Source organism: Hymenobacter daeguensis (assembly GCF_054780555.1).
Genome location: NZ_BAAGWC010000002.1, coordinates 513129 through 534942, shown reverse-complemented (window position 1 = coordinate 534942; position 21814 = coordinate 513129). Strand labels below are relative to the sequence as shown.

Annotated in this window: 20 protein-coding genes; 7 read left to right on the top strand and 13 right to left on the bottom strand. The window is 62.3% G+C overall.

Going from position 1 to position 21814, the window contains the following annotated elements; translation table 11 throughout:
- Window positions 1–33: 33 nt before the first annotated feature.
- On the top strand, window positions 34–459 hold the full coding sequence (locus tag ACYVHT_RS05855; protein WP_460548929.1) for a hypothetical protein: 426 nt from the start codon (window positions 34–36) through the stop codon (window positions 457–459).
- 77 nt (window positions 460–536) lie between these two features.
- Here ACYVHT_RS05855 and ACYVHT_RS05850 read toward each other — a convergent pair whose 3' ends face one another.
- On the bottom strand, window positions 537–1496 hold the full coding sequence (locus ACYVHT_RS05850) for a ribonucleoside-diphosphate reductase small subunit (RefSeq protein ID WP_460548928.1): 960 nt from the start codon (window positions 1494–1496) through the stop codon (window positions 537–539).
- A 496-nt stretch (window positions 1497–1992) separates the two neighbouring features.
- Here ACYVHT_RS05850 and rplU point away from each other — a divergent pair, with 496 nt between their 5' ends.
- Window positions 1993–2298, top strand: coding sequence for a large ribosomal subunit protein bL21 (gene rplU / locus ACYVHT_RS05845; protein ID WP_460548926.1), 306 nt, complete (start codon window positions 1993–1995; stop codon window positions 2296–2298).
- Window positions 2299–2400: 102 nt separating this feature from the next.
- Window positions 2401–2676: a bL27 family ribosomal protein gene (rpmA, locus tag ACYVHT_RS05840; RefSeq protein WP_460548924.1), complete on the top strand. Its 276-nt coding sequence runs from the start codon at window positions 2401–2403 to the stop codon at window positions 2674–2676.
- A gap of 131 nt (window positions 2677–2807) precedes the next feature.
- Here rpmA and ACYVHT_RS05835 read toward each other — a convergent pair whose 3' ends face one another.
- The 9 genes from ACYVHT_RS05835 to ACYVHT_RS05795 form a co-directional block, all read right to left on the bottom strand.
- Complete coding sequence (locus ACYVHT_RS05835) at window positions 2808–3497, bottom strand: hypothetical protein (RefSeq protein WP_460548922.1); 690 nt, start codon at window positions 3495–3497, stop codon at window positions 2808–2810.
- Window positions 3498–3572: 75 nt separating this feature from the next.
- The gene (locus tag ACYVHT_RS05830; RefSeq protein ID WP_460548920.1) at window positions 3573–4337 is read right to left on the bottom strand and encodes a cyclase family protein; all 765 of its coding nucleotides are present in this window, start codon (window positions 4335–4337) and stop codon (window positions 3573–3575) included.
- A gap of 139 nt (window positions 4338–4476) precedes the next feature.
- Window positions 4477–5124: an alpha/beta hydrolase gene (locus ACYVHT_RS05825; RefSeq protein ID WP_460548918.1), complete on the bottom strand. Its 648-nt coding sequence runs from the start codon at window positions 5122–5124 to the stop codon at window positions 4477–4479.
- A gap of 6 nt (window positions 5125–5130) precedes the next feature.
- Window positions 5131–5565 (bottom strand): hypothetical protein, encoded by a 435-nt coding sequence (locus ACYVHT_RS05820; protein WP_460548915.1) that lies wholly within the window; start codon window positions 5563–5565, stop codon window positions 5131–5133.
- 101 nt (window positions 5566–5666) lie between these two features.
- The gene (gene hemW, locus ACYVHT_RS05815) at window positions 5667–6824 is read right to left on the bottom strand and encodes a coproporphyrinogen-III oxidase family protein (RefSeq protein ID WP_460548913.1); all 1158 of its coding nucleotides are present in this window, start codon (window positions 6822–6824) and stop codon (window positions 5667–5669) included.
- 144 nt (window positions 6825–6968) lie between these two features.
- Window positions 6969–10253, bottom strand: a complete 3285-nt coding sequence (locus tag ACYVHT_RS05810; RefSeq protein ID WP_460548911.1) for a T9SS type A sorting domain-containing protein — start codon at window positions 10251–10253, stop codon at window positions 6969–6971.
- 286 nt (window positions 10254–10539) lie between these two features.
- Window positions 10540–11982: a TolC family protein gene (locus ACYVHT_RS05805; protein WP_460548909.1), complete on the bottom strand. Its 1443-nt coding sequence runs from the start codon at window positions 11980–11982 to the stop codon at window positions 10540–10542.
- A complete protein-coding gene (locus ACYVHT_RS05800) occupies window positions 11975–15166 on the bottom strand; it encodes an efflux RND transporter permease subunit (protein ID WP_460548907.1) in 3192 nt (1063 codons plus the stop codon). The genes ACYVHT_RS05805 and ACYVHT_RS05800 overlap by 8 nt, the downstream gene beginning before the upstream one ends.
- Window positions 15167–15194: 28 nt before the next feature.
- Window positions 15195–16277 carry an efflux RND transporter periplasmic adaptor subunit gene (locus ACYVHT_RS05795; RefSeq protein ID WP_460548905.1) on the bottom strand — a complete coding sequence of 361 codons (1083 nt, stop codon included), beginning with the start codon at window positions 16275–16277 and terminating at the stop codon, window positions 15195–15197.
- Between the two features lie 489 nt (window positions 16278–16766).
- On the opposite strand from ACYVHT_RS05795, the gene ACYVHT_RS05790 reads away from it, so the two are divergent.
- On the top strand, window positions 16767–18638 hold the full coding sequence (locus ACYVHT_RS05790; protein ID WP_460548903.1) for a BamA/TamA family outer membrane protein: 1872 nt from the start codon (window positions 16767–16769) through the stop codon (window positions 18636–18638).
- Between the two features lie 270 nt (window positions 18639–18908).
- Complete coding sequence (locus tag ACYVHT_RS05785; RefSeq protein ID WP_460548901.1) at window positions 18909–19295, top strand: Hsp20/alpha crystallin family protein; 387 nt, start codon at window positions 18909–18911, stop codon at window positions 19293–19295.
- A gap of 154 nt (window positions 19296–19449) precedes the next feature.
- Here the strand turns inward: ACYVHT_RS05785 and ACYVHT_RS05780 are convergent, their stop codons facing one another.
- Both ACYVHT_RS05780 and ACYVHT_RS05775 read right to left on the bottom strand, forming a co-directional pair.
- Entirely contained in the window at window positions 19450–19773 is a 324-nt protein-coding gene (locus tag ACYVHT_RS05780) for a hypothetical protein (protein ID WP_460548899.1), read from the bottom strand.
- Window positions 19774–19778: 5 nt separating this feature from the next.
- On the bottom strand, window positions 19779–20054 hold the full coding sequence (locus ACYVHT_RS05775) for a VF530 family protein (RefSeq protein WP_460548897.1): 276 nt from the start codon (window positions 20052–20054) through the stop codon (window positions 19779–19781).
- 97 nt (window positions 20055–20151) lie between these two features.
- On the opposite strand from ACYVHT_RS05775, the gene ACYVHT_RS05770 reads away from it, so the two are divergent.
- Window positions 20152–21003 carry a glycoside hydrolase family 25 protein gene (locus ACYVHT_RS05770; protein WP_460548895.1) on the top strand — a complete coding sequence of 284 codons (852 nt, stop codon included), beginning with the start codon at window positions 20152–20154 and terminating at the stop codon, window positions 21001–21003.
- Window positions 21004–21086: 83 nt separating this feature from the next.
- On the opposite strand, the gene ACYVHT_RS05765 is transcribed toward ACYVHT_RS05770, so the two are convergent.
- Complete coding sequence (locus ACYVHT_RS05765) at window positions 21087–21317, bottom strand: hypothetical protein (protein ID WP_460548893.1); 231 nt, start codon at window positions 21315–21317, stop codon at window positions 21087–21089.
- Between the two features lie 70 nt (window positions 21318–21387).
- Here ACYVHT_RS05765 and ACYVHT_RS05760 point away from each other — a divergent pair, with 70 nt between their 5' ends.
- Window positions 21388–21804 carry a septal ring lytic transglycosylase RlpA family protein gene (locus ACYVHT_RS05760; protein WP_460548891.1) on the top strand — a complete coding sequence of 139 codons (417 nt, stop codon included), beginning with the start codon at window positions 21388–21390 and terminating at the stop codon, window positions 21802–21804.
- Window positions 21805–21814 lie beyond the last annotated feature (10 nt).

Here is a 21814-nt window from a genome sequence, read left to right as displayed (position 1 = left end):
CTTTGGGCCGCCCTTCTCCCCTGCCATCTGGCCTTGGGCCAACGTGCCCAAACCGTTTTCCCGCCTCTGCCGGAGGCCAGCCTGCAGCCCACGCTGAGCACAACAGTGGTGAATAATGCGGCGGGGGTGCGCTATCAATACCAGCTGGTGCATTTGGATGGCAGCCAAATCTGGCTGGCTCCGGCTTGGCGCGGGCAAACCAAGCTGGAACCTTCGCACAAATTTCTAAACCTCAACCTGACAGGCGAGCTGGACGGCCTGCTGCTGAACACGCTGAACGAGCTGTCGGCCGCTGGCTGGGAGCTGCTGGAAATCCGCACGGCCACACAGCCGGTATTGGCCACGCAGAAAGTCGAGCGGGATTTGCAGTTCAACGACCCCGAGCGCCCGGTTTACAAAGGCACCACTTCCATCGAAACCGCTTCACAAACGCGCTATCTGTTTCGCAAGGCGATGTAGCCTAAAAGCCAATGGCCGCGCTGACGTCATCAGCGCGGCCATTGGCTTGCAATCAAACTGGCAGCCTGCCTGTTGGCTTAGAAATCCTCGTCCAGCGAGAATACATTGTCGGCACGGTCGGCCATGACGCCGGCTTTCTGGTACTCGGCCACGCGCTTCTCGAAGAAGTTGGTTTTGCCCTGCACCGAAATCATCTCCATGAAATCGAAGGGGTTGGTGGCGTTGTAAATCTTGGCGCAGCCCAGCGCCACCAGCAGGCGGTCGGCCACAAACTCGATATATTGCGACATCGTCTTGGCGTTCATGCCGATTAGGCTCACCGGCAGCGCATCGGTCACAAACTCCTGCTCAATCGTCACCGCGTCGCGGATGATGCTCTGCACCCGCGCCTCGGGCAGCTTGTTCACCAGGTAGCTGTAGAGCAGGCAGGCGAAGTCGCAGTGCAGGCCTTCGTCGCGCGAAATCAGCTCGTTCGAAAACGTAAGGCCGGGCATCAGGCCCCGCTTCTTCAGCCAGAAGATGGAGCAGAACGAGCCCGAGAAGAAGATGCCTTCCACAGCCGCGAAGGCGATGAGGCGCTCGGCGAAGTTTTCCGAGTTAATCCATTTCAGGGCCCACTCGCCCTTTTTCTGCACGGCGGGCACCGTTTCGAGGGCGTTGAAGAGGTAATCCTTTTCCTTGGGGTCTTTGATGTAAGTATCAATCAGCAGCGAATACGTCTCGCTGTGAATGTTTTCCATCATAATCTGAAAGCCGTAGAAGCAGCGCGCCTCGGGCATCTGCACTTCCTGCATGAAGTTCACGGCCAGGTTTTCGTTCACGATGCCATCGGAAGCCGCGAAGAAGGCCAGCACGTGCTTGATGAAGTGCCGCTCGTTGTCGTTCAGACCGTTCCAGTCTTTCTGGTCCTGGCTCAGGTCAATTTCCTCGGCCGTCCAGAACGAGGCCTGCGACTTCTTGTAGTACTGCCACACCTCATCGTTCTGGATGGGGAAAAGCACGAAGCGGTTGGGATTTTCGGCGAGGAGCGGTTCCATAATATCTCGGGGTGTTGATGGCGGTTTTCAGGAGGGAAGACGGAGGCTAACCTCGGTTCGCAAACAGATGTTTGGCGGCGGCGGCACAAAATCGCCTGGCCTTCCAGCACCAAATATAGCCCCGTCGGGGAAGGCAATTGCCCCGGGTTCGGGCTTTTTTATTCATTACTTTTTGGTTAAGACCGGCTAATTTTCAACCCATTTTGCGCGGCCGGCGCGGCGCGCTGTCCACAGAAATCCGTCTCATAATCAAGCATTTTCGCCCCACTTATCCACATTCCGACTGTGGATAAACCTACTTGTCCCCAAAACCGGTCGATTTGCGGCCGTTAGGCCTCGTTTTTTAATCCGGCCTTAATCTGCGCTTCATCTGCGCAGGAGCCTTTTTTGGGCTTTGCGCACGGGCCAGCCAATGACGATTAACAACTTAGGCTTGGATTTCCCAAACCAAAGTCGTACTTTTGCCTTCCCATTTCAGAAAAACCCGCGAAAGCTGATGTACGCAATTGTTAACATAGCTGGCCAGCAGACCAAGGTTGAGGCCAACAAATTCGTTTACGCTCACAAACTGGCCGGCAATGTTGGCGACACCGTAACGCTGGGCAACGCCCTGCTGACCGATGACAACGGCACCATCACCGTTGGTGCGCCCGAGCTGAGCGTGGCCGTTACCGGCACCATCCTCGCCCACGTAAAAGGCGACAAAGTTCTGGTCTTCAAAAAGAAGCGCCGCAAAGGCTACCAGAAAATGAACGGCCACCGTCAGTCGTTCACCAAAGTCCTGATTAACAGCATCGGCTAAGGTCAGTTGAGAGTTAAAAGTTATGAGTTAAGCGTTGGCAATGAGCCGATTCTAATCATAACAGCCAACTCTTAACTCATAACTTTTAACTCTTAAATCAACATGGCTCATAAGAAAGGTGTCGGCTCGTCCAACAACGGCCGCGAATCGCATTCGAAACGCCTCGGCGTAAAAATCTTCGGTGGTCAGCCCCTGGTGGCTGGCAACATCATCGTGCGTCAGCGCGGTACCAAGCACCACCCCGGCGCGAACGTGGGCATGGGCAAGGACCACACGCTGTTTGCGCTGGTTGATGGCGAAGTGCAGTTCCGCAAGGGCCGCAAAGACCGTTCGTTCGTGACGGTTATCCCCCGCGAAGTAGTTTCGGTACCGGCTTAATTGCCGACTGACTGCAAGTAAAAAGGGCTGCCCCACGGGCAGCCCTTTTCGCGTTGTGGCTGGCTGAACTGCGCAAGTACGGGCATCATAATGCCAATGCCCTGCGGCACCGCTGCCGGCTTCGACGCGGCTTAGCGGCCGAAGTACACGCCGAGATTGATTTGGGTGGACAGGTTGAGACCACCCGCCGAATAGCCCCCGAAGTGGGCATCGCTACGCGTCGGACCAATGCCAACCCCGGCGTTTAAATCAAACAGGAAGTTGCGACCCAGCGGCCGCTGCATGCCCCACAGCAGGTTGAGTGTGGGCATATAGTCGGTCCGGTAGCGGTAATAGCCTTCCAAATTAGGGTAAGGGGTTGTGATGACGAACTCCGGCGTGCGCAACATTTCCGTGTGCAGCTCAGCCGCCAAATAGTTGCCCACAAACGAGCCACGAGCCCGGCCGTGCCGCGCCCGGCCCGCCTGGTTGTAGTAGTAGCGCCCGCCAAGGCTAAGCGCACCGGTAGGCAGCAATGGACTATCAACCTGGCGGCCGGGGTCATTTCGGAACAGCCCCAGGTCGGCATCGGCCTGGGCGTAGAGGGAGAAGCGGCGGCTCAGCGCGTACTCGATGCCGGCCGACAAGGGTAGGCGCGCGCCCAGCCCGTAATAGTTGCCGTGTCGGAAAACCCGGGCGGCATTCAGGCCCACGCGCACGCGCAGCTTGTCTGCGGGTGGCTCGGCAGCCGTTTCAGGATTGGATGCCGGAACCGGGGCTTGGGCAAAAACGGTGAGGCTGGCCAGCAACAGGCCAGGCAGTGAAAACAGGCAGCGGCGCATGATGAATGAAGCGGATGTTGTGGAAATTCATGTGCTGGATTCAATCGCCGTCGTTTCGGTTGCAACGCAAGCTGTTTACGAGAGCTGATAAAGCACTGGCTTACTGGGGCTGGCGTCGAGCTCCAGGCTGGTAATCTGAATATTGAGCAGATATAATCCATCCGAAATTTCATCGGGCACAAAAATCAACTCGGTTATGGTGGCTTCGCGGCGGGGCCGGGCTGGGTACTGCCAAAAGGCGTGGTGGGCCAGCAGCTGGCCGGCATCTTCCTCGCGGTCCACGCTGGGCAGGTCGAGCAGCAGGTGCTGCACGTTGTGCTCTACCAGCCATTCGGCCAGCGCGGGCTCGATGTAGGTAGGATTGGTGCCGGAATACTGGCGGGTGCGTTTGGCCGCGTCGTTGGGCAGGGTGCGCAGCACGAGGGCTTCGGCAATGGCGCGGTCGGGCTGGGCCTGGAGGGCAGCCTGCACGTCGGCCAGCAGCACCACGAGGTCGCCATTGAGCTGCCGGCGGGGCGCTACGCTCACCAGCCGGGCCACGAACAAAAAGCGGCGCAGGCACTGATTGAGCGTAACGCCGGGGTCGGGCGAGATGTGGCCGTAACACTCGGTGTGGGTGCCATTGCCGTGAGGCGTGACGTGGATGCGCTGGTAGTTGGTGCTGCCGCCCAGCGCCACGCTGCCCACGAAGCTGCCCACCCGAATGGTGTCGAACTGCACGGGCTCGGCCCAGAAGCAGTTTACCTGGTCGGGGCCCGGTTGCAGGGGCAGCGAAATATCGATGGGCGCGGCGGGGTCGTAGGCATACGTGCGGCCGGCAAAGGGGAAAGTTGGTTTCACGGTAAGCAGTGAGCAGTAAGTGGTGAGCAGTAAGCAAAGGAACGGTGGCCCCGGCGCTTTGCCTGAAGCGGAACCGGCCTGCGGACTTTCTCTCCGGGAGAGCATAGCCGGGCAACGCAGACGTGCTGCCTCGCGGCGCTCAGCGGGTGGGGCAAAGGCGCTGCAGAATCCGGCTGATTTCGCGGGCCTGGCTGATGATGATGAGATGACCGCCGGGCAGCTGAAACTGGCTGAGTGCGGCGCCGTTGGGCAGCAGGCGGTCTTCGGTGCCGTGGATGCGGATGGCGGGCGGCGTGGGCCGACCCGGCCAATGCAGCAGCTGCGCGATGGCCCAGCGGGTGAAGTATGGGTCGGTATCGCGCAGAATCTGGCGGAGCAACTGGTACTCGCGGCCATTTTTAACGCCAAAAAACCACTGCGCCACGCGCGGCAGGCGCGGCAGCAGCGAAGGCGGCACCAGCCGGTGCAGGCCGGTAGCCCGGGCCACGCGGCCCAGCCACGGCAGCTCCCGGGGCCCGCCAAAGCTGGATATCAGCACCACCTGCGCCAGCGGGCGCAGTTGCGCGATTTCCAGCGCCAGCACGCCGCCGAAGGATACCCCCACCAGGCAACAGGGCTGGTGGGCGGGCACAGCGGCCGCCAGACGAGCGGCGTAGTGCGGCAGCGGTTCGCGGGAATTGTACGGCGGCAGCCAGCGCAATACGTGCGCCGGGCCGGGCAGACGCAGAAACTGGAACACCCGCTCATCGGCGCCCAGCCCGGGAATGAGGTAAAAATCGGCGGCCATTACCGCCTAGGCATCGAGGCGCACAAACACGCCTTCGAGGTAGAAGATGTTGTGCGGCTGGGGGTCGTCGGGGTCGTCTTCGCCGAGCTCACCGTCTTCGGTGGCAGGGTAGGTAACGGACAGCTTCAGGGCCACGCCGGGCAGCGGCACGGGCGGGGCTTCGGCCGAGTTGTATTCGAGCAGCGCGGGCCAGTCGCCGGCCGAGAGGGCATCGGCCACCTGCTCCTGCAGGGCTTCGGCGCGGCCGTGGGCCAGCCCGAGAAGGGTATCGAGGGCCTTGAAGGGCAGCGCAAGGTGGAAGAAGTGGGTATCGCTGTCGAAGTACGTGGTGGCCCACACGGTCACGTCGTCGGTATTATCGAAGACAATGGCGACGACGTGAATCTGCTCCACGAAGAAGTCGGCATCGTCGGCAATGCTGTCACTCAGTAGCTTGACCACAGCTTTAGCAGATTTTAACAGATTAAAACAGATTTTTCGTGGGGCTGCACAAATGTAGGCCGAACGCAGGCACTCATGGCCGAAGCCACCGAAAATCGGTCTTACCCATCCGCATCCGTTGAATCGGTGGCCTGGAACAGCTCCAGCGTAATGTGGTCGGCCAGCAGCTTGCCCGCGTCGGTCAGGGCAAGCACCTGGTTGTGAATGGTGGCCCAGCCGTTGGCCTGCAGCTCGGCAAGGTAGGCAGCACGGGTGGCCGCCAGGTCGAGGCCGTGGTGGGCGCGCAGGTGGGCCAGGTCGCAGCCGCGCGCGGTGCGCAAGGTGGTGAGCAGGTATTCGTTGGCGCGGTCGGTGGCACTGAGCACGTCCACGGTCACGGGCACTTCGCCGCGCTCCAGCACGGCGGCCACGTACTGCGGGTTGTTGGCGAGGGTGAACTGGCGGTTGCGGCCGTCGTAGCTGTGGGCGCTGGGGCCGAGGCCGAGGTAAGGCACCCCGCGCCAGTAGTTGCCGTTGTGACGGCTTTCGCGGCCGGGCTGGCAGAAGTTGCTGATTTCGTACTGTTCGTAGCCGTGGGCGCGCATGGCCGCCAGCAGCATCTCGAACTGCGTGGCCACGAACTCATCGGGCGCGGGCTTGAACGTGCCCTTTTGCAAACGGTGCCCGAAAGCCGTGCCCGGTTCAATTGTCAAAGCATAGGCCGACACGTGCGGCACGCCCAGCGCGAAGGCGTTGGCCAGGTCGGCTTCCCAGATGTGGTGGCCCGGCGCGGGCACGCCGTAAATCAGGTCGATGGAAATGTTCTCGAAGCCCGCATCCTGAGCGCGGCGCACGGCGGTGGTCGATTCCTCGGCGGTGTGGGCGCGGTTCATGAGCCGCAGGTGCGGCTCGTAGAAGCTTTGCAGCCCAATGCTCAGGCGGTTGATGCCGGCGGCCCGCAGCTCCTGCAATTTGGTGGCGCTGAGGTCGTCGGGGTTGGCTTCGAGGGTGATTTCGGCCTGCGGCGAAACCGTAAAATGGCGGTGGATGGCCTCAAAAATCCGGCCGAGCTCGCCCGCAGTCAGCAGCGAAGGCGTGCCGCCACCGAAGTAAATGGTTTCGAGGGCAGCCTTGGGGCCGAGGTAGTCCCGGCGCAGCTCCAGCTCGCGCCCGATGGCTTCGACCAACCGGCTCTTCATGCCCAGCGAGGTGCTGAAATGAAAATCGCAGTAGTGGCAGGCCTGCTTGCAGAAGGGAATGTGGAGGTAGAGGCCAGCCATAAATACAGGTAAAAAGCGGGCGCTGCGCTAACGGCTCCGGAAAAATTCCAGGCCGGCAATGAGGCGGCAAAGGTAAGCCCCGCCCGGGACGCGCGCCCGACGGCGCGCGTCCCGGGCGGGGCTGGTGCTGGGGGCCGGGCTGCTTTACTTCACCGCCAGGTGCCGGCTGCCGGCCTTGCTGCGAAGCACGTAGAGCCCGGCCGGCAGCCCGCGAAGGTCAAGCTGGGCCTCGGCCGCGCTGGCCGCCACGGCGTAGCGGCGCACTTCGCGGCCCAATGCGTCGAGCAGCAGCACCGTTTCAGCGCCCGAAACCGGGCCCACGCTCACTTGCTGGTGGGCCGGGTTGGGGTAAAGCGTCAGGACCGCGCTGGTTTGGGCCTTGCCGGTGGCCAGCACGGCTGGGTCGGACAACGTGGCAAGCGCCGCCACCACCACGCCTTCCGGCGCGGCAATGACCGTGCTGCCGAAAGCCGCCAGCGGCGTGACGCTGCCGCCCACCACCACCCGGCCGCTCACCAGCGCCAGCGCCCGCAGGATGTCGCTGTTCAAGCCCCCGGCGGCCCGCGCCCAGCTTACGCCAACGCTGCTGCCGCCATCGGCCAGACGCAGCACCATGCCATCGGAGCCGCCGGCGCTCTGGATGGGCGTGCCGCCAAAGGTGGCCGTGCCGCCAAACGTGGCGGCGGCATACAGCCCGGTGCCGTTGAGAGCTGTCTGGTACACGGTTCCGTTCACGAGCTGCACCCAGCCGGCACTTAATGACGTGCCGGTATCCGTTACTTTCAGCACAAAGCCATTGCCGGTGCCGGTGAGCGTGGCCCCCGTCCAGGCAGGGCTGGCAGTGGAGCCGGATACGTACAGCACGTTGCCCTGGCGGCTCATACTGGTCACAAAATCATTGCCCGTACCGCCGGCCCGTATTGCCGTTGTGAAACTGGCCGAAGCGCCAAAGTCGGTGAGGCTGGCGATGGCGATATCGCCACTGCCGTCAGGGCCCGCATTGGTGAGCGTGGCGTTGCCAATGCTCAGGGTGCCGTAAAACACGCCGCTCACGTACACCGTCGAGCCGCTCACGCTCAGTCCATACACGTTGATAGTGTTGCTGATGGTGGCACTGTTGCCGTTGCCGATGCCCCGGGCCCAGCCAAAAGTGGCCGTGCTGCCGTTGTCTATGAGCTTGGTTACGTAGCCGTCGTCGTAGCTGGCGTTGGTGCTCAGAGCCGTGGTGCTGCCAACGGTGAGGGCATTGCCGGTGAAGTCGCCCCCAACGTACACGCTGCTCCCGCTCACCGCCAGGGCCTCCACAAACACGCCCGAGCCGTCATCAATCAGCTGAGCCCAGGTAAAGCTGGCGCTGCTGCCCGCGTCGGTCAGCTTGGCCACGTAGCCGGTCAGGTTGCCGGGGGCCGAAGAAGTCAGGGTAGTGGCTCCCAGGGCAATGGTCGGCCCGTAGAACTGGCCTGCCAGGTAGATGCTGCTACCGCTCACGGCCACGCCGCCGTAGGCATCGTCGTTGGCCAAGCTGCCCGCCTGCACGGCCCAGGTGTAGCTGGCGGTAGCGGGGTTGAACTTGGCCACGAAAACATCGATGCCGCCCACGCTGGTTAGGGTGGTGTTGCCGAGGGTGATGCTGCCGCTGAACTCGCCGGCCACCACCACCGTGCCGCCCGCCGCCGGGGCCGCCCAGCGCACGAGGCTGGTATTGCCGGCCGTGAGCACGCTTTGCCAGGCCGGAGCCGGGTTGGGGCTCGTGAGCACCGTGAAGCTCACCAGGCCATTGCTGGTGCCCAGTGCCGTGGTGGCACTCACGGCCCCCGACTGTGCGCCGGCCGGCACCACCACGCCGCTAATCTGCGTGCCGGCGGCATTTACGCTGAAGCCTGACGTAACCACGTTGTTGCTGGTGCCGGCAAAAGCCACGGCGGTGGTGCCGGCCAGGCCCTGGCCGTAGAGCGTGACGGTGGTGCCCACCGGCCCGGCATTGGGTGCCACCAGCGTGAGCAGGGGAGCCTGGTCGAGAAAAGTGGCCACAAAGCCGGGCCGCACTCCGGCGCTGGCCCCCAGGCCAACGCTGCCAAAACTGGTCGGGGTGGTGGCCTGCCCCGTCACGCACCAGGTGCGCGGGTCGAGCCGCCCCAGCCCGATGGCGTAGTCGGCACCAGTGCCGCCGGCCTGCTCCGCCCCCACAAAGCCGGCGCTGCTGCCTGCGTCGGCCAGCTTGGCCACCAGCGCGTCGCTGCTGCCAACGCTGGTCAGGGTGCGGCTGCCGAAGGTGGCCGTGCCGCCGAACGCCCCGGCTACGTAAACACTGGTGCCATAAATACCCAGCGCGTTGGCGCTGTTGGAGGGGTCGGTGCTGGTGCCGCCGTTTTGCGCAGCCCAGACAAAGCTGGCGGCCGTGCCCGCGTCGGCCAGCTTGCTCACAAACAGGTTGGCCACGCCGCTATTGGTGAGGGTGGTGCCGCCCAGCGGCAAGGAGGCGCTGCGGTAGCTGCCGCCCACATACACGCTGCTGCCGCTCACGAGCAGGCAGCGGGCGTAGTCGTCGCCGCTGCCGCCGGCCTGCTGCGCCCAAAGCGCGAGGTTCTGGTCGGCGTAGTTCAGCTTGAGGACGAATAAATCTTCGCCCCCGGCATTGGGCAGGGTGCCGCCCGGCACCGCCGATGCCGTGCCGCTGGCCGTGCCCGCCGCGTAGAGGTAGCCGTTGGCATAGCTCAGGGCCGTCACGGCATCGCCGGCCCGCACCACGGGGGCCGGGCTGCTGGGCTGGTTCCCCGTGGTGTAGCCATAGTAGCGGGCAATGAAGCCGCCCGGGCTGGCCAGAGTATAATTGTCGAAGGTGGCATTGCCGCCGCTGGTGCCCCCCACATACACATAAGTAGTGCCGAAGCAGGCTATCGACGTGGCGTAGTCGTTGGCGGTGCCGCCGCCCCGCCGGGCCAGGCTCATGCTGCCCGACAAGGTGCTGAGCCGCGCAGTAAACACGTCGCTGGTGCCGGCCTGCACGTTGGTGAGCGTGGTGCTGCCCAGCGCCAGCGTCGCGCTTGCGAAGTTGCCGGCCACGAAGACCGACGTGCCGCTCACGGCCACCGCCGTGGCCGCGTTGCGGCCGGCAGTGGCGCTGCTGGTACCCTTCACCGCCCACACAAAGCCGGTGCCGGCATTCCATTTGGCCACGAACATTTCCTGGCCGTTGGCAGTGCTGAGGGTGGTGCTGCCGAAGGTGGCGTTGCCGGCAAAGCCCCCGGCCAGGTACACGTTGCCGGTGCCATCGGGGGTGCTGGCCTGCACCTGCACGTCGCCGGCGGCGGCCACGGCCGTTTGCCAGCTCAGGGTTTGGGCCTGCGTGAGCTGGCTGGCCAGCAGCCACACCAGCAGCAGCCCAAGAATGCTCCGTCCCTGTCGGGAAGCGAGTAGAAAGCATTTCATAACACCGGTTTTTAAGTGAAAAGGAAAGCAAAAGAAGCACAGAAAAAGCCGAGCGTAGCGCACCTGCCCCGCAGCTTTTCCCCGGACGCGCCGAAATAGCCTTTGGGGTAGCGGCCATTCTCTGTTTCGCGGGTGCAGCCCTGCTTTCTTGCTTATGAGCAGTGGCTTAACGGCAGGCCGTTCTTTCCTCCCTCCTACTCCGGCACCCGCTCAGCGCCAATAAAAAAGCGTCCTGCCGCGCGTATCGCAGCAGGACGCTTTTTACTAAGCGGGCAAATGCCGGGGCTTAATTCCAGCCGCCGCCAAGGGCCCGGTACACGTTCACGGTGGCGTTGAGCTGCTGCATCTTGGTTTCGATGAGGTCGAACTTCGATTCCAGCGCGTCGCGCTGGGTCAGCAGCACCTCCATGTAGTCGGCGCGGGCCGATTTGAACAGGGTGTTCGAGATGTTGATGGACTCGTTGAGCGCCGCCACTTCCTTCTGCTTGGCATCGTAGCTGCCGGCCAGGTTGTTGATGTTCGACAGCTGGTTGTTCACCTCGATGTAGGCATTCAGCACGGTTTTCTCGTACTGATACACCGTCTGGAGCTGGCGGGCATTGGCGCTGTAATACAGCGCCTTGATGCCGTTGCGGTTCACCAGCGGCCCGGCCAGGTCGGCCCCCAGCGCATACAGCATCGACTCGGGCGTACTCACCAGCAGGCCGGGGCGGAAAGCCTCCAGGCCCACGGCCCCGTTGATGGCCAGCGAGGGGTAGAAATTGGCGCGGGCCACCTGCACGTCCAGCTTATTGGCCTGTAGGTTCTGCTCGGCCTGGCGGATGTCGGGGCGGTTGCTCAGCAGCTGCGCGGGCAGGCCGGCCTGAATGGTTTTCGGCACCAGGTCGGCAAACGTCTGGTAGTTGCGGGCAATGGGCTGCGGGTAGCGGCCGGCCAGGTAGTTCAGGTGGTTCTCAGTTTCCACGATGCGCTGCTGAATGCCGAACTGCAGGGCACGGGTGTGCTGCACCTGGGCCTCAAACCGTTTCACGGCCAGCTCCGTCACGCGGGCCGACTCCTTTTGCAGCTTCACGATTTCCAGCGCGTTGGTCTGGATTTCGAGGTTCTGCTTCAGAATAGCCAGCTGGTTGTCCAGCGCCAGCAGCTCGTAATACGAGTTGGCAATCTCGGAAACCAGGTTGGTCACCATGAAATTCTTGCCTTCCACGGTGGCCAGGTAGCGCAGCGCGGCGGCCTTGCGGGCATTGCGCAGCTTGTGCCAGATATCGACCTCCCAGTGAGCAAACGCGCCCACCTGCAGGTTGGTCAGCGGGTCGGGCGTGGATTTCCCTTCCTTGATGTCGACGTTTTCCTCGGTCGCGCCCTGAATGGTGTAGCGGCCCACTTTCTCGGCATCGGCCCGGGCGCCCAGGCTCACGAAGGGCAGGTACTCGCCCTTGCGGGCCCGCACCTCGTTGCGCGCAATCTCAATTTCCTGCAGCGTCACGTTCAGCTCCTGGTTGTTTTGCAGGGCCGTTTCGATGATGCTGGTCAGGTTGGGGTCGGTGAAGAACTGCTTCCACTGCACGCGGGCCGAGCTGGCGGTATCCTGCACGGCGGCGCTGTTGAGGTAGCCGGCCGGCACGTTGCGGCTCACCGCTCTATCTACCAGGGCCGGCGTGGCGCAGCCCGCCACCGCCAGCATCAGGCCGGCGGCGGCCAGGCTTTTATAAATCCGTTTCTTAAGCATGAGATTCTACTTCTTCGACTAATACACGCGGCTCGAAGCCCTCGCTTACTGGATATTCGTTTTCGTCGTGAATCAGCTTGCGGCCGGCGGCCAGCGAGCCAAAGACGTAGTACAGGCCCGGCACCAGCACCACCCCGAAAATGGTCCCGAACAGCATGCCGCCCAGGGCCGCTGTGCCAATGGTCCGGTTGCCGATGGCCCCGGCCCCGGTGGCAATCACCAGCGGAATCAGGCCGGCAATGAAGGCGAACGAGGTCATGAGGATGGGCCGGAAGCGGGCCTTGGCCCCGGCAATGGCCGCCTCGCGCACCGACATGCCCTGCTCGTGCTCCTGCACCGCAAATTCCACGATAAGCACGGCGTTCTTGCCCAGCAGCCCCACCAGCATCACCAGCCCCACCTGGGCGTAGATGTTGTTGGCCAGACCCAGCATCTTGATGAACAGGAAGGCCCCGAAGATGCCGGCCGGCAGCGAGAGCACCACCGCCAGCGGCAGCAGAAAGCTTTCGTACTGCGCCGCGAGCACCAGGTACACGAAGGCCAGCACCACCAGGAAGATGTAGATGGCTTCGTTGCCGCGGGCCGTTTCGTCTTTCGACAGGCCGCCCCAGTCGATGTCGTAGCCGCGGGGCAGCGTTTTAGCCGCTACTTCCTGCACTGCCTTGATGGCCTCGCCCGAGCTGAAGCCCTGCGCGGCATCGCCCCGGATGGAGGCCGTGGTGTACATATTGTAGCGGTTGATTTCGTTGGCGCCCTGGGTTTTCACCAGCTTCATGAAGGCCGAGAAGGGCACCATTTCGCCTTTGTCGTTCTTCACCCACATGTCCATCACGTCCTTGGGCAGGCGGCGGTATTCGGGCGAAGCCTGCACATACACCTTGAAAAAGCGCTGGTATTTGATGAAGCCCAGCTCGTAGGTACTGCCAATCATGATGCTCAGCGTGTTCATGGCGTTGCCAATGCTCACGCCTTTCTGCATGGCCAGCTGGTTGTCAATCTGGATTTCGTACTGCGGATAGTTGGCGCTGTAGAACGTGAAAAGCCCGGCCAGCTCCTTGCGCTTGCGCAGCGCGGCCATGAATTCCTCGTTCACTTTTTCCAGCGCTTTGTAGTCGCCCGTGTTGGTCTTGTCCAGCAGCTGCAGCTGGAAACCGCCCGCCGCGCCGTAGCCCGGCACTGCCGGCGGCTCAAAGAATTCGATGGTCGCGCCGGGAATCAGCTTGGCCTTTTTCTCCAGCGACTCGATGATGTCGTGGATGGACTCCTTGCGCTCGCCCCAGGGCTTCAGGTCAATCAGGCAGGTACCGGCGTTCGAGCCGCGGCCCTCGGTGAGCACCTCGTAGCCGGCCAGGGTCGAAATGCTTTCGATGCCGGGCACGTCCTTGGCCAGCTGCTGCAGCCGCTGCGAAATGTCGTTGGTGCGCTCCAGCGTGGAGCCGGGCGGCGTCTGAATAATGGCATACAGCATGCCCTGGTCCTCGGCCGGAATGAAGCCGGTGGGCAGCTTGGACGAGATGCCGAAAATGCCCAGCGCAAACAGAATCAGCACGCCGAAGGTGACCACCCGGCGGTCCACCACTTTCTCCAGCAGGTTGGTGTAGCGGCCGGTCAGGCGCTCAAACACGCGGTTAAAAGCATCGATGAAGCGGTTGATGGGCGTTTTCTTGCGCGGCTGGCCGTGGGTGTTTTTCAGAATCATGGCGCAGAGCACCGGCGTGAGCGTGAGGGCCACCACGCCCGAGATGACGATGGACGTAGCCATCGTGATGGAGAACTGGCGGTAGAAAATGCCCACCGGGCCGCTCATGAAGGCCACCGGCACGAACACGGCCGTCATCAGAATGGTGATGGCGATGATGGCCCCGCTGATTTCCCCAATCACTTCCCGCACCGCGCCGTAGGGCGACAGGTGCTTCTCTTCCATCTTGGCGTGCACCGCTTCCACCACCACAATGGCGTCGTCGACTACGATGCCGATGGCGAGCACCAGCGCAAAGAGCGTAATCATGTTGATGGTGAGCCCGAACGCCTGCATGGCCGTGAAGGCACCAATCAGCGAAACCGGCACCGCCAGGATGGGAATCAGCGTCGAGCGCCAGTCGCCGAGAAACAGAAACACCACAATGGCCACCAGAATAAAGGCGTCGCGCAGGGTGTGGATTACGTTCTCGGTCGAGGCATCGAGGAAGCTCGACACGTCGTAGCTGATTTTGTAGTCCATGCCGGGCGGCATGGTTTTCTTCAGCTCCTCCAGCTTGGCCTTCACGCTCTGAATCACGTCGCTGGCATTGCTGCCATAGGTCTGCTTCAGCACGATAGCCGCCGAGGGGTAGCCGTCGAGGTTGGAGTAGATGTCGTAGAACTCCGAGCCCAGCGACACGTCGGCCACGTCTTTCAGGCGCAGCATCTCGCCGTTGGAGTTCGCCTTCAGAATCACGTTCTTGTACTGGTCCACGTCGTTGAAGCGGCCCTGGTACGTCAGTACGTATTCCAACGCCTCGGCCCGGCCCCCATCGGAGCGGCCAATGCGGCCCGGCGAGCCAATCACGCTCTGGTCGTCCAGCGCCTTCATCACGTCGTCGGCCGAGATGTTGTAGGCCCGCATGCGGTCGGGCTTCAGCCAGATGCGCATGGCGTACTGCCGGCTGCCCAGAATGCTGGCCCGGCCAATGCCGTTAATCCGCTGGATTTCCGGTATCATGTTCACCCCGGCGTAGTTGAACAGGTACTTCATGTCCGTGTTCTTGTCCTTGCTGTACAAGTTCACATACATGAGCATGTTGGGCACCACGCGGTTCACAATCAGGCCTTCGCGCTGCACCAGCACCGGCAGGCGGTTGATGACCTGGGCAATGCGCGTGTTGATGTTTACCACGGCCTGCTCGGGGTCGGTGCCGAGGTTGAAGACCACCTGCACGTTGGCCTCGCCGGCGCTCACGGCATCGGAGGTCATGTATTTCATGCCCGGCACGCCGTTGATGGCCTGTTCCAGCGGAATCAGCACCGACTCGGTGAGCACCTTGGCACTGGCCCCGGGGTAGGCCGCCGCCACCATGACCATGGGCGGCGAAATCTCCGGAAACTGCGACGTGGGCAGCGTTTTGATAGACATAATGCCCATGAAGACGATTACCACCGAAATGACGATGGCAAACACGGGCCGGCGAATGAATTTACTAAACATAGCTCAGCTGTAATTAGATGAAACGACCTTATTCGCTGTACACTTTCAGCTTGGGCAGCACCTTTTCCGGCGCCTCGTAGGTGTAGCTAATCTTGTCGCCATCCTTCACCTTGCGTATCCCCTCCAGCAGTATCTTGTCGGTGCTGGCAATTCCACTCTTAACCACATAGAGGTCAGGCATTTCAGAAGCAATGGTTACTTCCTTCTGGTGCACCACGTTGTTCTTGTCCACCACGTACACGAACTTCTTCTCCAGCACCTCAAACGTGGCTTTCTGCGGGATGATGAGGGCGTGCTTGAGCGGCACGGTCATGAGCACGCTGCCGGTTTCGCCGTTGCGCAGCAGCCCTTTGGGATTGGGGAAAGTGGCGCGAAAGGCAATGTTGCCGGTTTCGTTATTGAAGTCAGCCTCAATGGTTTGCACCTTGCCGGGGTATTCAAACACCTCGTTGTTAGCCATTTTCAGGTGCACGTTCACCGCGTCGGGGCCCTGCACGTGCTCTTTATAAGCCAGGTACTCGGCCTCGGGCACGTTGAAATACACCCACATTTTGCTGTTGTCGGAAAGCGTGGTGAGCAGGTCGCCCTCGTCCAGCAACGAGCCCAGCCGGGCCTGGAAGTGGTCCATGATGCCGCTGAACGGCGCCTTGATGGACGTAAACTGCAAATGCGTCTGGGCCAGCGCTACGTCGGCCTTGGCCTTGTCGAACTTGGCCTGCGAGAGCGACAGCTCATTGCCCGACACGATGTTCTTATCGGCCAGGCGCTTCGTGTTCTGGTATTCGATGCCGACGTAATTGGCCTCGGCCTGCGATTTTTTCAGCTCGGCCTGGTAAATCGTGGGCGTAATCTGAAACATGGGCTGGCCCTGCTGCACCAGCTGGCCCTCATCCACGAAGATTTTTTGCAGGTAGCCTTTTTCCAGCGCCCGAATCTCGATGTGCTGAAAGGCGTGAATCTGGGCTACGTACTCCTTCGTAACCGTGGTGTCCTTTTGCAAGGGGCTGGTGGTCAGAAGCTTTACCTGTTCTTCTTTTTCCTCTTTCTTCTCTTGGCAGCTGGTGCAGAAGTACAGGCCGCACAAGCTCATTAGCATGAATACTCTTTTCATAAGTAGCATAGGTGCCTGGGCAGGCAGTTGCAGTTTGTAATCCCGGGAATATTTGGATGGAGAGGGTGGCCTTGGCGTGCCTGATGCGGCGGGCACCTGAAGGGGTGGTCAGGCGGTATTTATGTGGGGGTTTTCCATGCGTCACATTCGGTTGTGCCAGGTGGCAGCAGCCCGTTCAACGTCAGCGGAAATCGGAAACCGGAAGCGCGAAATCGAGCAGTAAAACCGACCTCGCCCGGCTCGTTTTGCCCGCTGAGTGATGCAAAGCACGGAGCGTCGGCATGAAGTCACTATGAAGGAATTGGTGAAATTCATTCATAATCGGGCCGCCGCCGGGCCCTGGCCGGCACCGGATTTGGCCCGGCGGCAACGGCGCAAAGGCGGCCCCATGCGCTGAAAACAGCGTTTTTTACCGCCAATTGGTCAGGCCTTTACCACCAGCCGCTACCTTCGGGAAATTAAAAAGCGGCTTTCACGTTATGCCCCCGGATGAATAGGTTTCTACTGCGCTGCCGGGGATTGCTGCTGCTGCTGGCCTGCCTGATGGGTGGCCCGGCGGCCCGCGCCCAAACGCCCGGCCTCGACCCCAACGCCCCCAACCAGCCGGGCCTGGCCACCCCGGCCCTGCCGCCCAAAGCCACGCCGCCCCCGGCCGCCCGGCGCGCGCTGGCCCGGCCCCGGGTGCTGCTGCTCGATGCCGAAGCGGCCGACCAGCCGCTGCTGCGCCGCTACAAAGTGAAGCCCACCGTGCCCGATTCGCTTGGCGCCCTGCGCGCGGTGCGCGAGCTGGTGCTGGCCCTGCAAAGCGACGCTTACCTCACCGCCTCGGCCGATGAGCTGCGCTGGAGCCGCGACACGGTGCGTGTGCGCCTGTACGTGGGCGAGCGGTTTCGCTGGGCCTACCTGCACAACGGCAACCTCGGCGACGGCCTGCTGACCCGCGCCGGCTACCGCGAAAAGTTCTTCCGCCACACGCCCTTTTTGCCCGAAGACTGGGTGAAGCTGCAGGAGCGCATTCTCACCGAAGCCGAAAACCAGGGCTTTCCTTTTGCCACCGTCGGCCTCGATTCCATTCGCCTCGACGGGCACGACATTGCCGGGCGCGTGGTGCTGAAGCGCGGCCGCGTGGTGGTGTTCGACTCGCTGCAGATTGTGGGCAACACCAAGACCAAGAAGCGTTTCCTGACCAAGTACCTCCAGATTTTTCCGGGCCAGCCCTTCAGCCAGCAGCGCGTGGCCGCCGCCGCCCAGCTGCTGCGCCAGCTGCCCTACGTGCAGCTGCGGGCCGAGCCGGAAATCCGCTTTGCCCGGGGCAAAGCCCGCGTGTACCTGCTGCTCGATGACCGGCCCAGCAACCAGTTCGACGCCATTGTGGGCATTCTGCCGAACGCGAACGCGGCCCAGACAGGCGTGCAGTTCACCGGCGACGTCACCATCAACCTGCGCAACCTCAAGGGCGGCGGCAAGCAGATTGGCCTGCAGTGGCGCAAAACCGATGCGCTTTCGCAGCTGCTCGACGCGCAGTACGTGCACCCCAATTTCTTCGGCACGCCGCTGGAAGTATCCGGCACCTTCAACCTCTACAAGCAGACCGATGCCTTCCTCACGCTTCGGCCGCGCGTGCAGGTGACGTACCCCACGGCGCGGGCGGGGCGCGTGGGCTTTTTCTTTGAGCAGCGCAGCTCCTTCCTGCTCTACGACAGCGCCACGTACGCCAACCTGACCCAGCTGCCCGAAAACATCGACTCGCGGTTCAACTCCTACGGCCTGAGCTATGCCTGGAACAGCCTCGACGACCTGTTTTTCCCGCATCGGGGCTACCTGCTGAATGCGCAAGGGGCCGTGGGCACCAAAACCATCGACCGCAACACCAGCATCAACAACGAGTTCTACAACGGCGTGGGGCTGCGCTCGTCCCAATATTCGCTGGCCCTGCGCGTGGAGCGCTACCTGCCCATCCGGCGCACCGGCGTGGTGCTGCTGCGCCTGCGCGGCGAAAGCCTCGTCAACCCGCGCCTGTTCACCAACGACCTGTTCCGCCTCGGCGGCCTCAACTCGCTGCGCGGCTTCAACGAAAACCAGTTCTACGCCAGCTCCTACGCCGTGGCCACGGCCGAGTTCCGGCAGTTTATCGGCGCCGACTCCTACGTGTTTCTATTTGCCGACCAGGCGTATTTCCGGCACGATATTGAGCAGGACCGGTACAGCGACCAGCCCACCGGCCTGGGCACGGGCCTTAGCTTCCGCACGGCGGCGGGGCTGTTTCAGTTCGTGTACTCGGTGGGGCAGTCGGACTTCGCCAATCAGTCGTTCGGGCTGAAAACGTCGAAAATCCACTTCGGCCTCACCAGCCGGTTCTGAGTAGCGTGAACGCCGCGAGCCCGCGTTTCGGCTAGTGTGCCAACGTCCACAAACGATGCACGGACCTGCAGCATCCACGCTACAGCCGGCCATTTCGTCTGCATTTTTCCGGCTAAAACCCGCTTTTCGGCCAGCTTGGCCGGAGGCTAAATTGTTTTCAGAAAAAATACGTCAATTCGACTGATATTCAGCACAGATACGCCTCGATTCAGATTGGTACATCATTTGTAATACCTGTCCCGAAGCCGCCCCTAAAACCGGCTCTTTGCCATGAAACTCATCAGCTCGAAATTCATCCATAGCATTGCTCCCCAGCTCGACCTGCTCAACACCATTGGTGGGGGCGTGGCCCAGCCGCAGCTCCACGTCGACCAGCACCCGAAGGGCGTCATTCTGCGCGTGGCCATGCCCACCGTATCGGCCGACCGTTTCCGCGTGGTGCTCAATAACCAGAAGCTCACCGTGTTTGGCGAGTACCGCCACGAGCCCGACGACCAGCTGGCCGCCCCGCTTTTCGTGCAAACCCTCGACCTGCCCACCAACCTCAACCTCGCCCGCATCGACGCCGTGCACGAAGGCCAGGAGCTGCGCGTGCGCATCCCCTTCCTGAACCCGAACGACCAGCAGCGCGAAATCGACATCAAACGCAACGAGTAGTCGGCTTTTCCGTTACTGCTCAATTCCATAACGCTGGGACCGACCAGCACCGCAGTCTTCAGATAACGCCGGGCCCGACCGGCAGCCTTTCCAAAACCCTTCCGGTTTTCACTCTTGAGCCACCGCCCACAGCGGTGGTTTTGTTTTTGCGGGCCTATCCGAACAGGGGAATAATCAGCACGAAGCTCATCACCAGCGCCAGGTAGAACCAGCCCATCATCTGGCCCCGGTAGCGGCGCGGCAGCCGGTTGCTGAGCACCAGCATGGCCGCGATAACCAGCAGCAGGTGCGCCACGAAGAACACCATCGTCTTCACCCAATTGCGCACAATCGTGTTTTCGGGCTGGTACTGGTTGCTTTCGCCCAGGCCCGCGGTGAGGTACTGCAGGCCGAAGAAGGCCACCGTTTCGAAGGCGACGAAGAGCAGCAGGCCCGCCAGCAGCGCCGGGCCGGACGATTTTTCGGAGATATCAGCCATGGTGCTTACGGTCGCGGACGGCCCTGCACTTCCGCGCTGCGGGCTTTGATGTAGAGCGCTTCTACCTTGGCGCGGGCCCAGGGCGTGCGCCGCAAAAACGTGAGGCTGGACTTGATGCTGGGATTTTCGGCGAAGCAGTTCATGCGCAGGCGGGCATCAAGCTCGGGCCAGCCGTAAGCGGCCACGAGGTACTCAAGAATATCGGCGAGCTTGACGCCGTGCAGCTCGCTGATGAGGTGGCCGGATTCGTCGCGGGCGTCGGCGGCACGAAGGAAGGACATGGCGAAATGGGCTGGGGAAAGCGCAAAGTTGGCGAAAAGCCGGGGCCCGGCGCACGATGGCGGCCGGGCGGGCGTTATTTTTGGGCACCATCACCCCATGCCGTTGCCCCCCATTAGCCAGTCCACCACGCCACCCGTTCTGCCCCCGGCCCCGCGCCGCTGGTGGCGGCGCAACCTGCTGGCGGCCCTGCTGGCGCTGCTGGTGGTGGGTGGCTACTACTACGTGCGCCACCGGGTGCAGCTGAACCGGTACGCCCGCCGGGCCTGGGCCACCTTCACCAAAAACGGCCTCACGGGCCGCGAAAAAACCCCGCTGCTGGCCGGCTACTCGGTGCACGGCATCGACGTTTCGGCCTACCAGGGCCACATCGACTGGCCCGAGGTGGCCCGCAACCGCGTGCGCTTTGCCTTCATCAAGGCCAGTGAGGGCGCCACGCTGCGCGACCCGCGCTTTGCCCGCAACTGGCGCGAGGCCCGCAAGGCCGGCTTGCTGTGCGGGGCCTACCACTACTTTCAGCCCAACCGCGACGGGCTGACGCAAGCCAACCTGTTCACCAAAACCGTTCCGCTGGCCCCCGGCGACCTGCCGCCCGTGCTCGACGTGGAGGCCGCCAACTTTCACGACGTGGCCATCATGCGCCGCGAAGTAGCCCGCTGGCTGCGCCTCGTGGAGGCGCACTACGGCGTGCGGCCCATTCTGTATTCCAACCACAGCTTCTACAAGCGCCACCTGGCCGGGCATTTCGACCATTACCCGCTCTGGCTGGCCCACTACGAGGTGGAGCGCCCCACCATGCCGCGCAGCAAGTGGATAATCTGGCAGCATTCCGACGAAGCCTACGTGCCCGGCATTCGGGGCGTGGTCGATTTCAACGTGTTCCAGGGCAATTTCGAATCCTTGCAGGCGTTGCGCATTCCGCTGCCCGCCGCCGCCCCGGCCAAACCCTAACCCCCAAAAAAGAACCGCCCGGCCCGCTGCTTCTGGAGAGCAAGTGCGCCGGGCGGCCTGATGAACGGCACCTGCCGGACAGCCTACATTTTGTCCATCTTGGCGTCTTTCGCCATTTTCTTATCGCTGTCCTTCATCATTTTGCCTTCTTTCTTCATGCCCTTGTCGTGCATCATCTTGCCGTCGTGCTTCATCATCTTGCCGTCGGCTTTGGCATCTTTTTTCATCATTTTGTCGTCGCCCTGCTGCGCATGAGCGGCTACGAACGTACAAGTGAGGGCGAAGGCCGCAGCCAGTTTCAGGAGGTTTTTCATGGGAGTGGTTGGGTTGTTGGTGTTGGGTGAGAAACTCGGCCGAAAGGTTATCTTCGATTATAAAGTTTCGATGAATTTGATTACTCAAGCCAAAATTTTGCACGTCGGCCGGGGCCGGCTCGGCGGCTGGGCCCTGACGGCGCTGGCGCTGCTATCTGCTTGCGGCAGCAGCAAAAACGCGTTCACACAGTCGGGCCAGGGCTCGTACTACGCCGACAAATTCAACGGCCGGCCCACCACCAGCGGCGAGATTTACCGCTCGGGCAAGATGACGGCCGCCCACAACACGCTGCCTTTCGGCACGCGCATCAAGGTCACGAACGTGCGAAACGGCAAGTCGGTGAAGGTGACCGTGAACGACCGGGGCCCGCACGTGAAAGGCCGCATCGTGGACGTGTCGGGCAAGGCCGCCCGCAAGCTCGACCTGGTGGATGCCGGCGTGGTGCCGGTGCAGCTCAAAGTCATCAAAGCCGCGCCCAAGCGCTAGTATTGCGGCG

Coding starts and splice junctions, on each gene's coding strand:
- ACYVHT_RS05775 (WP_460548897.1), bottom strand. CDS start 20,054: ATGTCCTTCCTTCGTGCCGCCGACGCCCGCGACGAATCCGGCCACCTC.
- ACYVHT_RS05780 (WP_460548899.1), bottom strand. CDS start 19,773: ATGGCTGATATCTCCGAAAAATCGTCCGGCCCGGCGCTGCTGGCGGGC.
- ACYVHT_RS05850 (WP_460548928.1), bottom strand. CDS start 1,496: ATGGAACCGCTCCTCGCCGAAAATCCCAACCGCTTCGTGCTTTTCCCC.
- ACYVHT_RS05760 (WP_460548891.1), top strand. CDS start 21,388: ATGAATTTGATTACTCAAGCCAAAATTTTGCACGTCGGCCGGGGCCGG.
- ACYVHT_RS05795 (WP_460548905.1), bottom strand. CDS start 16,277: ATGAAAAGAGTATTCATGCTAATGAGCTTGTGCGGCCTGTACTTCTGC.
- ACYVHT_RS05800 (WP_460548907.1), bottom strand. CDS start 15,166: ATGTTTAGTAAATTCATTCGCCGGCCCGTGTTTGCCATCGTCATTTCG.
- ACYVHT_RS05835 (WP_460548922.1), bottom strand. CDS start 3,497: ATGCGCCGCTGCCTGTTTTCACTGCCTGGCCTGTTGCTGGCCAGCCTC.
- ACYVHT_RS05770 (WP_460548895.1), top strand. CDS start 20,152: ATGCCGTTGCCCCCCATTAGCCAGTCCACCACGCCACCCGTTCTGCCC.
- ACYVHT_RS05790 (WP_460548903.1), top strand. CDS start 16,767: ATGAATAGGTTTCTACTGCGCTGCCGGGGATTGCTGCTGCTGCTGGCC.
- rplU (WP_460548926.1), top strand. CDS start 1,993: ATGTACGCAATTGTTAACATAGCTGGCCAGCAGACCAAGGTTGAGGCC.
- ACYVHT_RS05805 (WP_460548909.1), bottom strand. CDS start 11,982: ATGCTTAAGAAACGGATTTATAAAAGCCTGGCCGCCGCCGGCCTGATG.
- ACYVHT_RS05825 (WP_460548918.1), bottom strand. CDS start 5,124: ATGGCCGCCGATTTTTACCTCATTCCCGGGCTGGGCGCCGATGAGCGG.
- ACYVHT_RS05785 (WP_460548901.1), top strand. CDS start 18,909: ATGAAACTCATCAGCTCGAAATTCATCCATAGCATTGCTCCCCAGCTC.
- ACYVHT_RS05765 (WP_460548893.1), bottom strand. CDS start 21,317: ATGAAAAACCTCCTGAAACTGGCTGCGGCCTTCGCCCTCACTTGTACG.
- ACYVHT_RS05810 (WP_460548911.1), bottom strand. CDS start 10,253: ATGAAATGCTTTCTACTCGCTTCCCGACAGGGACGGAGCATTCTTGGG.
- hemW (WP_460548913.1), bottom strand. CDS start 6,824: ATGGCTGGCCTCTACCTCCACATTCCCTTCTGCAAGCAGGCCTGCCAC.
- rpmA (WP_460548924.1), top strand. CDS start 2,401: ATGGCTCATAAGAAAGGTGTCGGCTCGTCCAACAACGGCCGCGAATCG.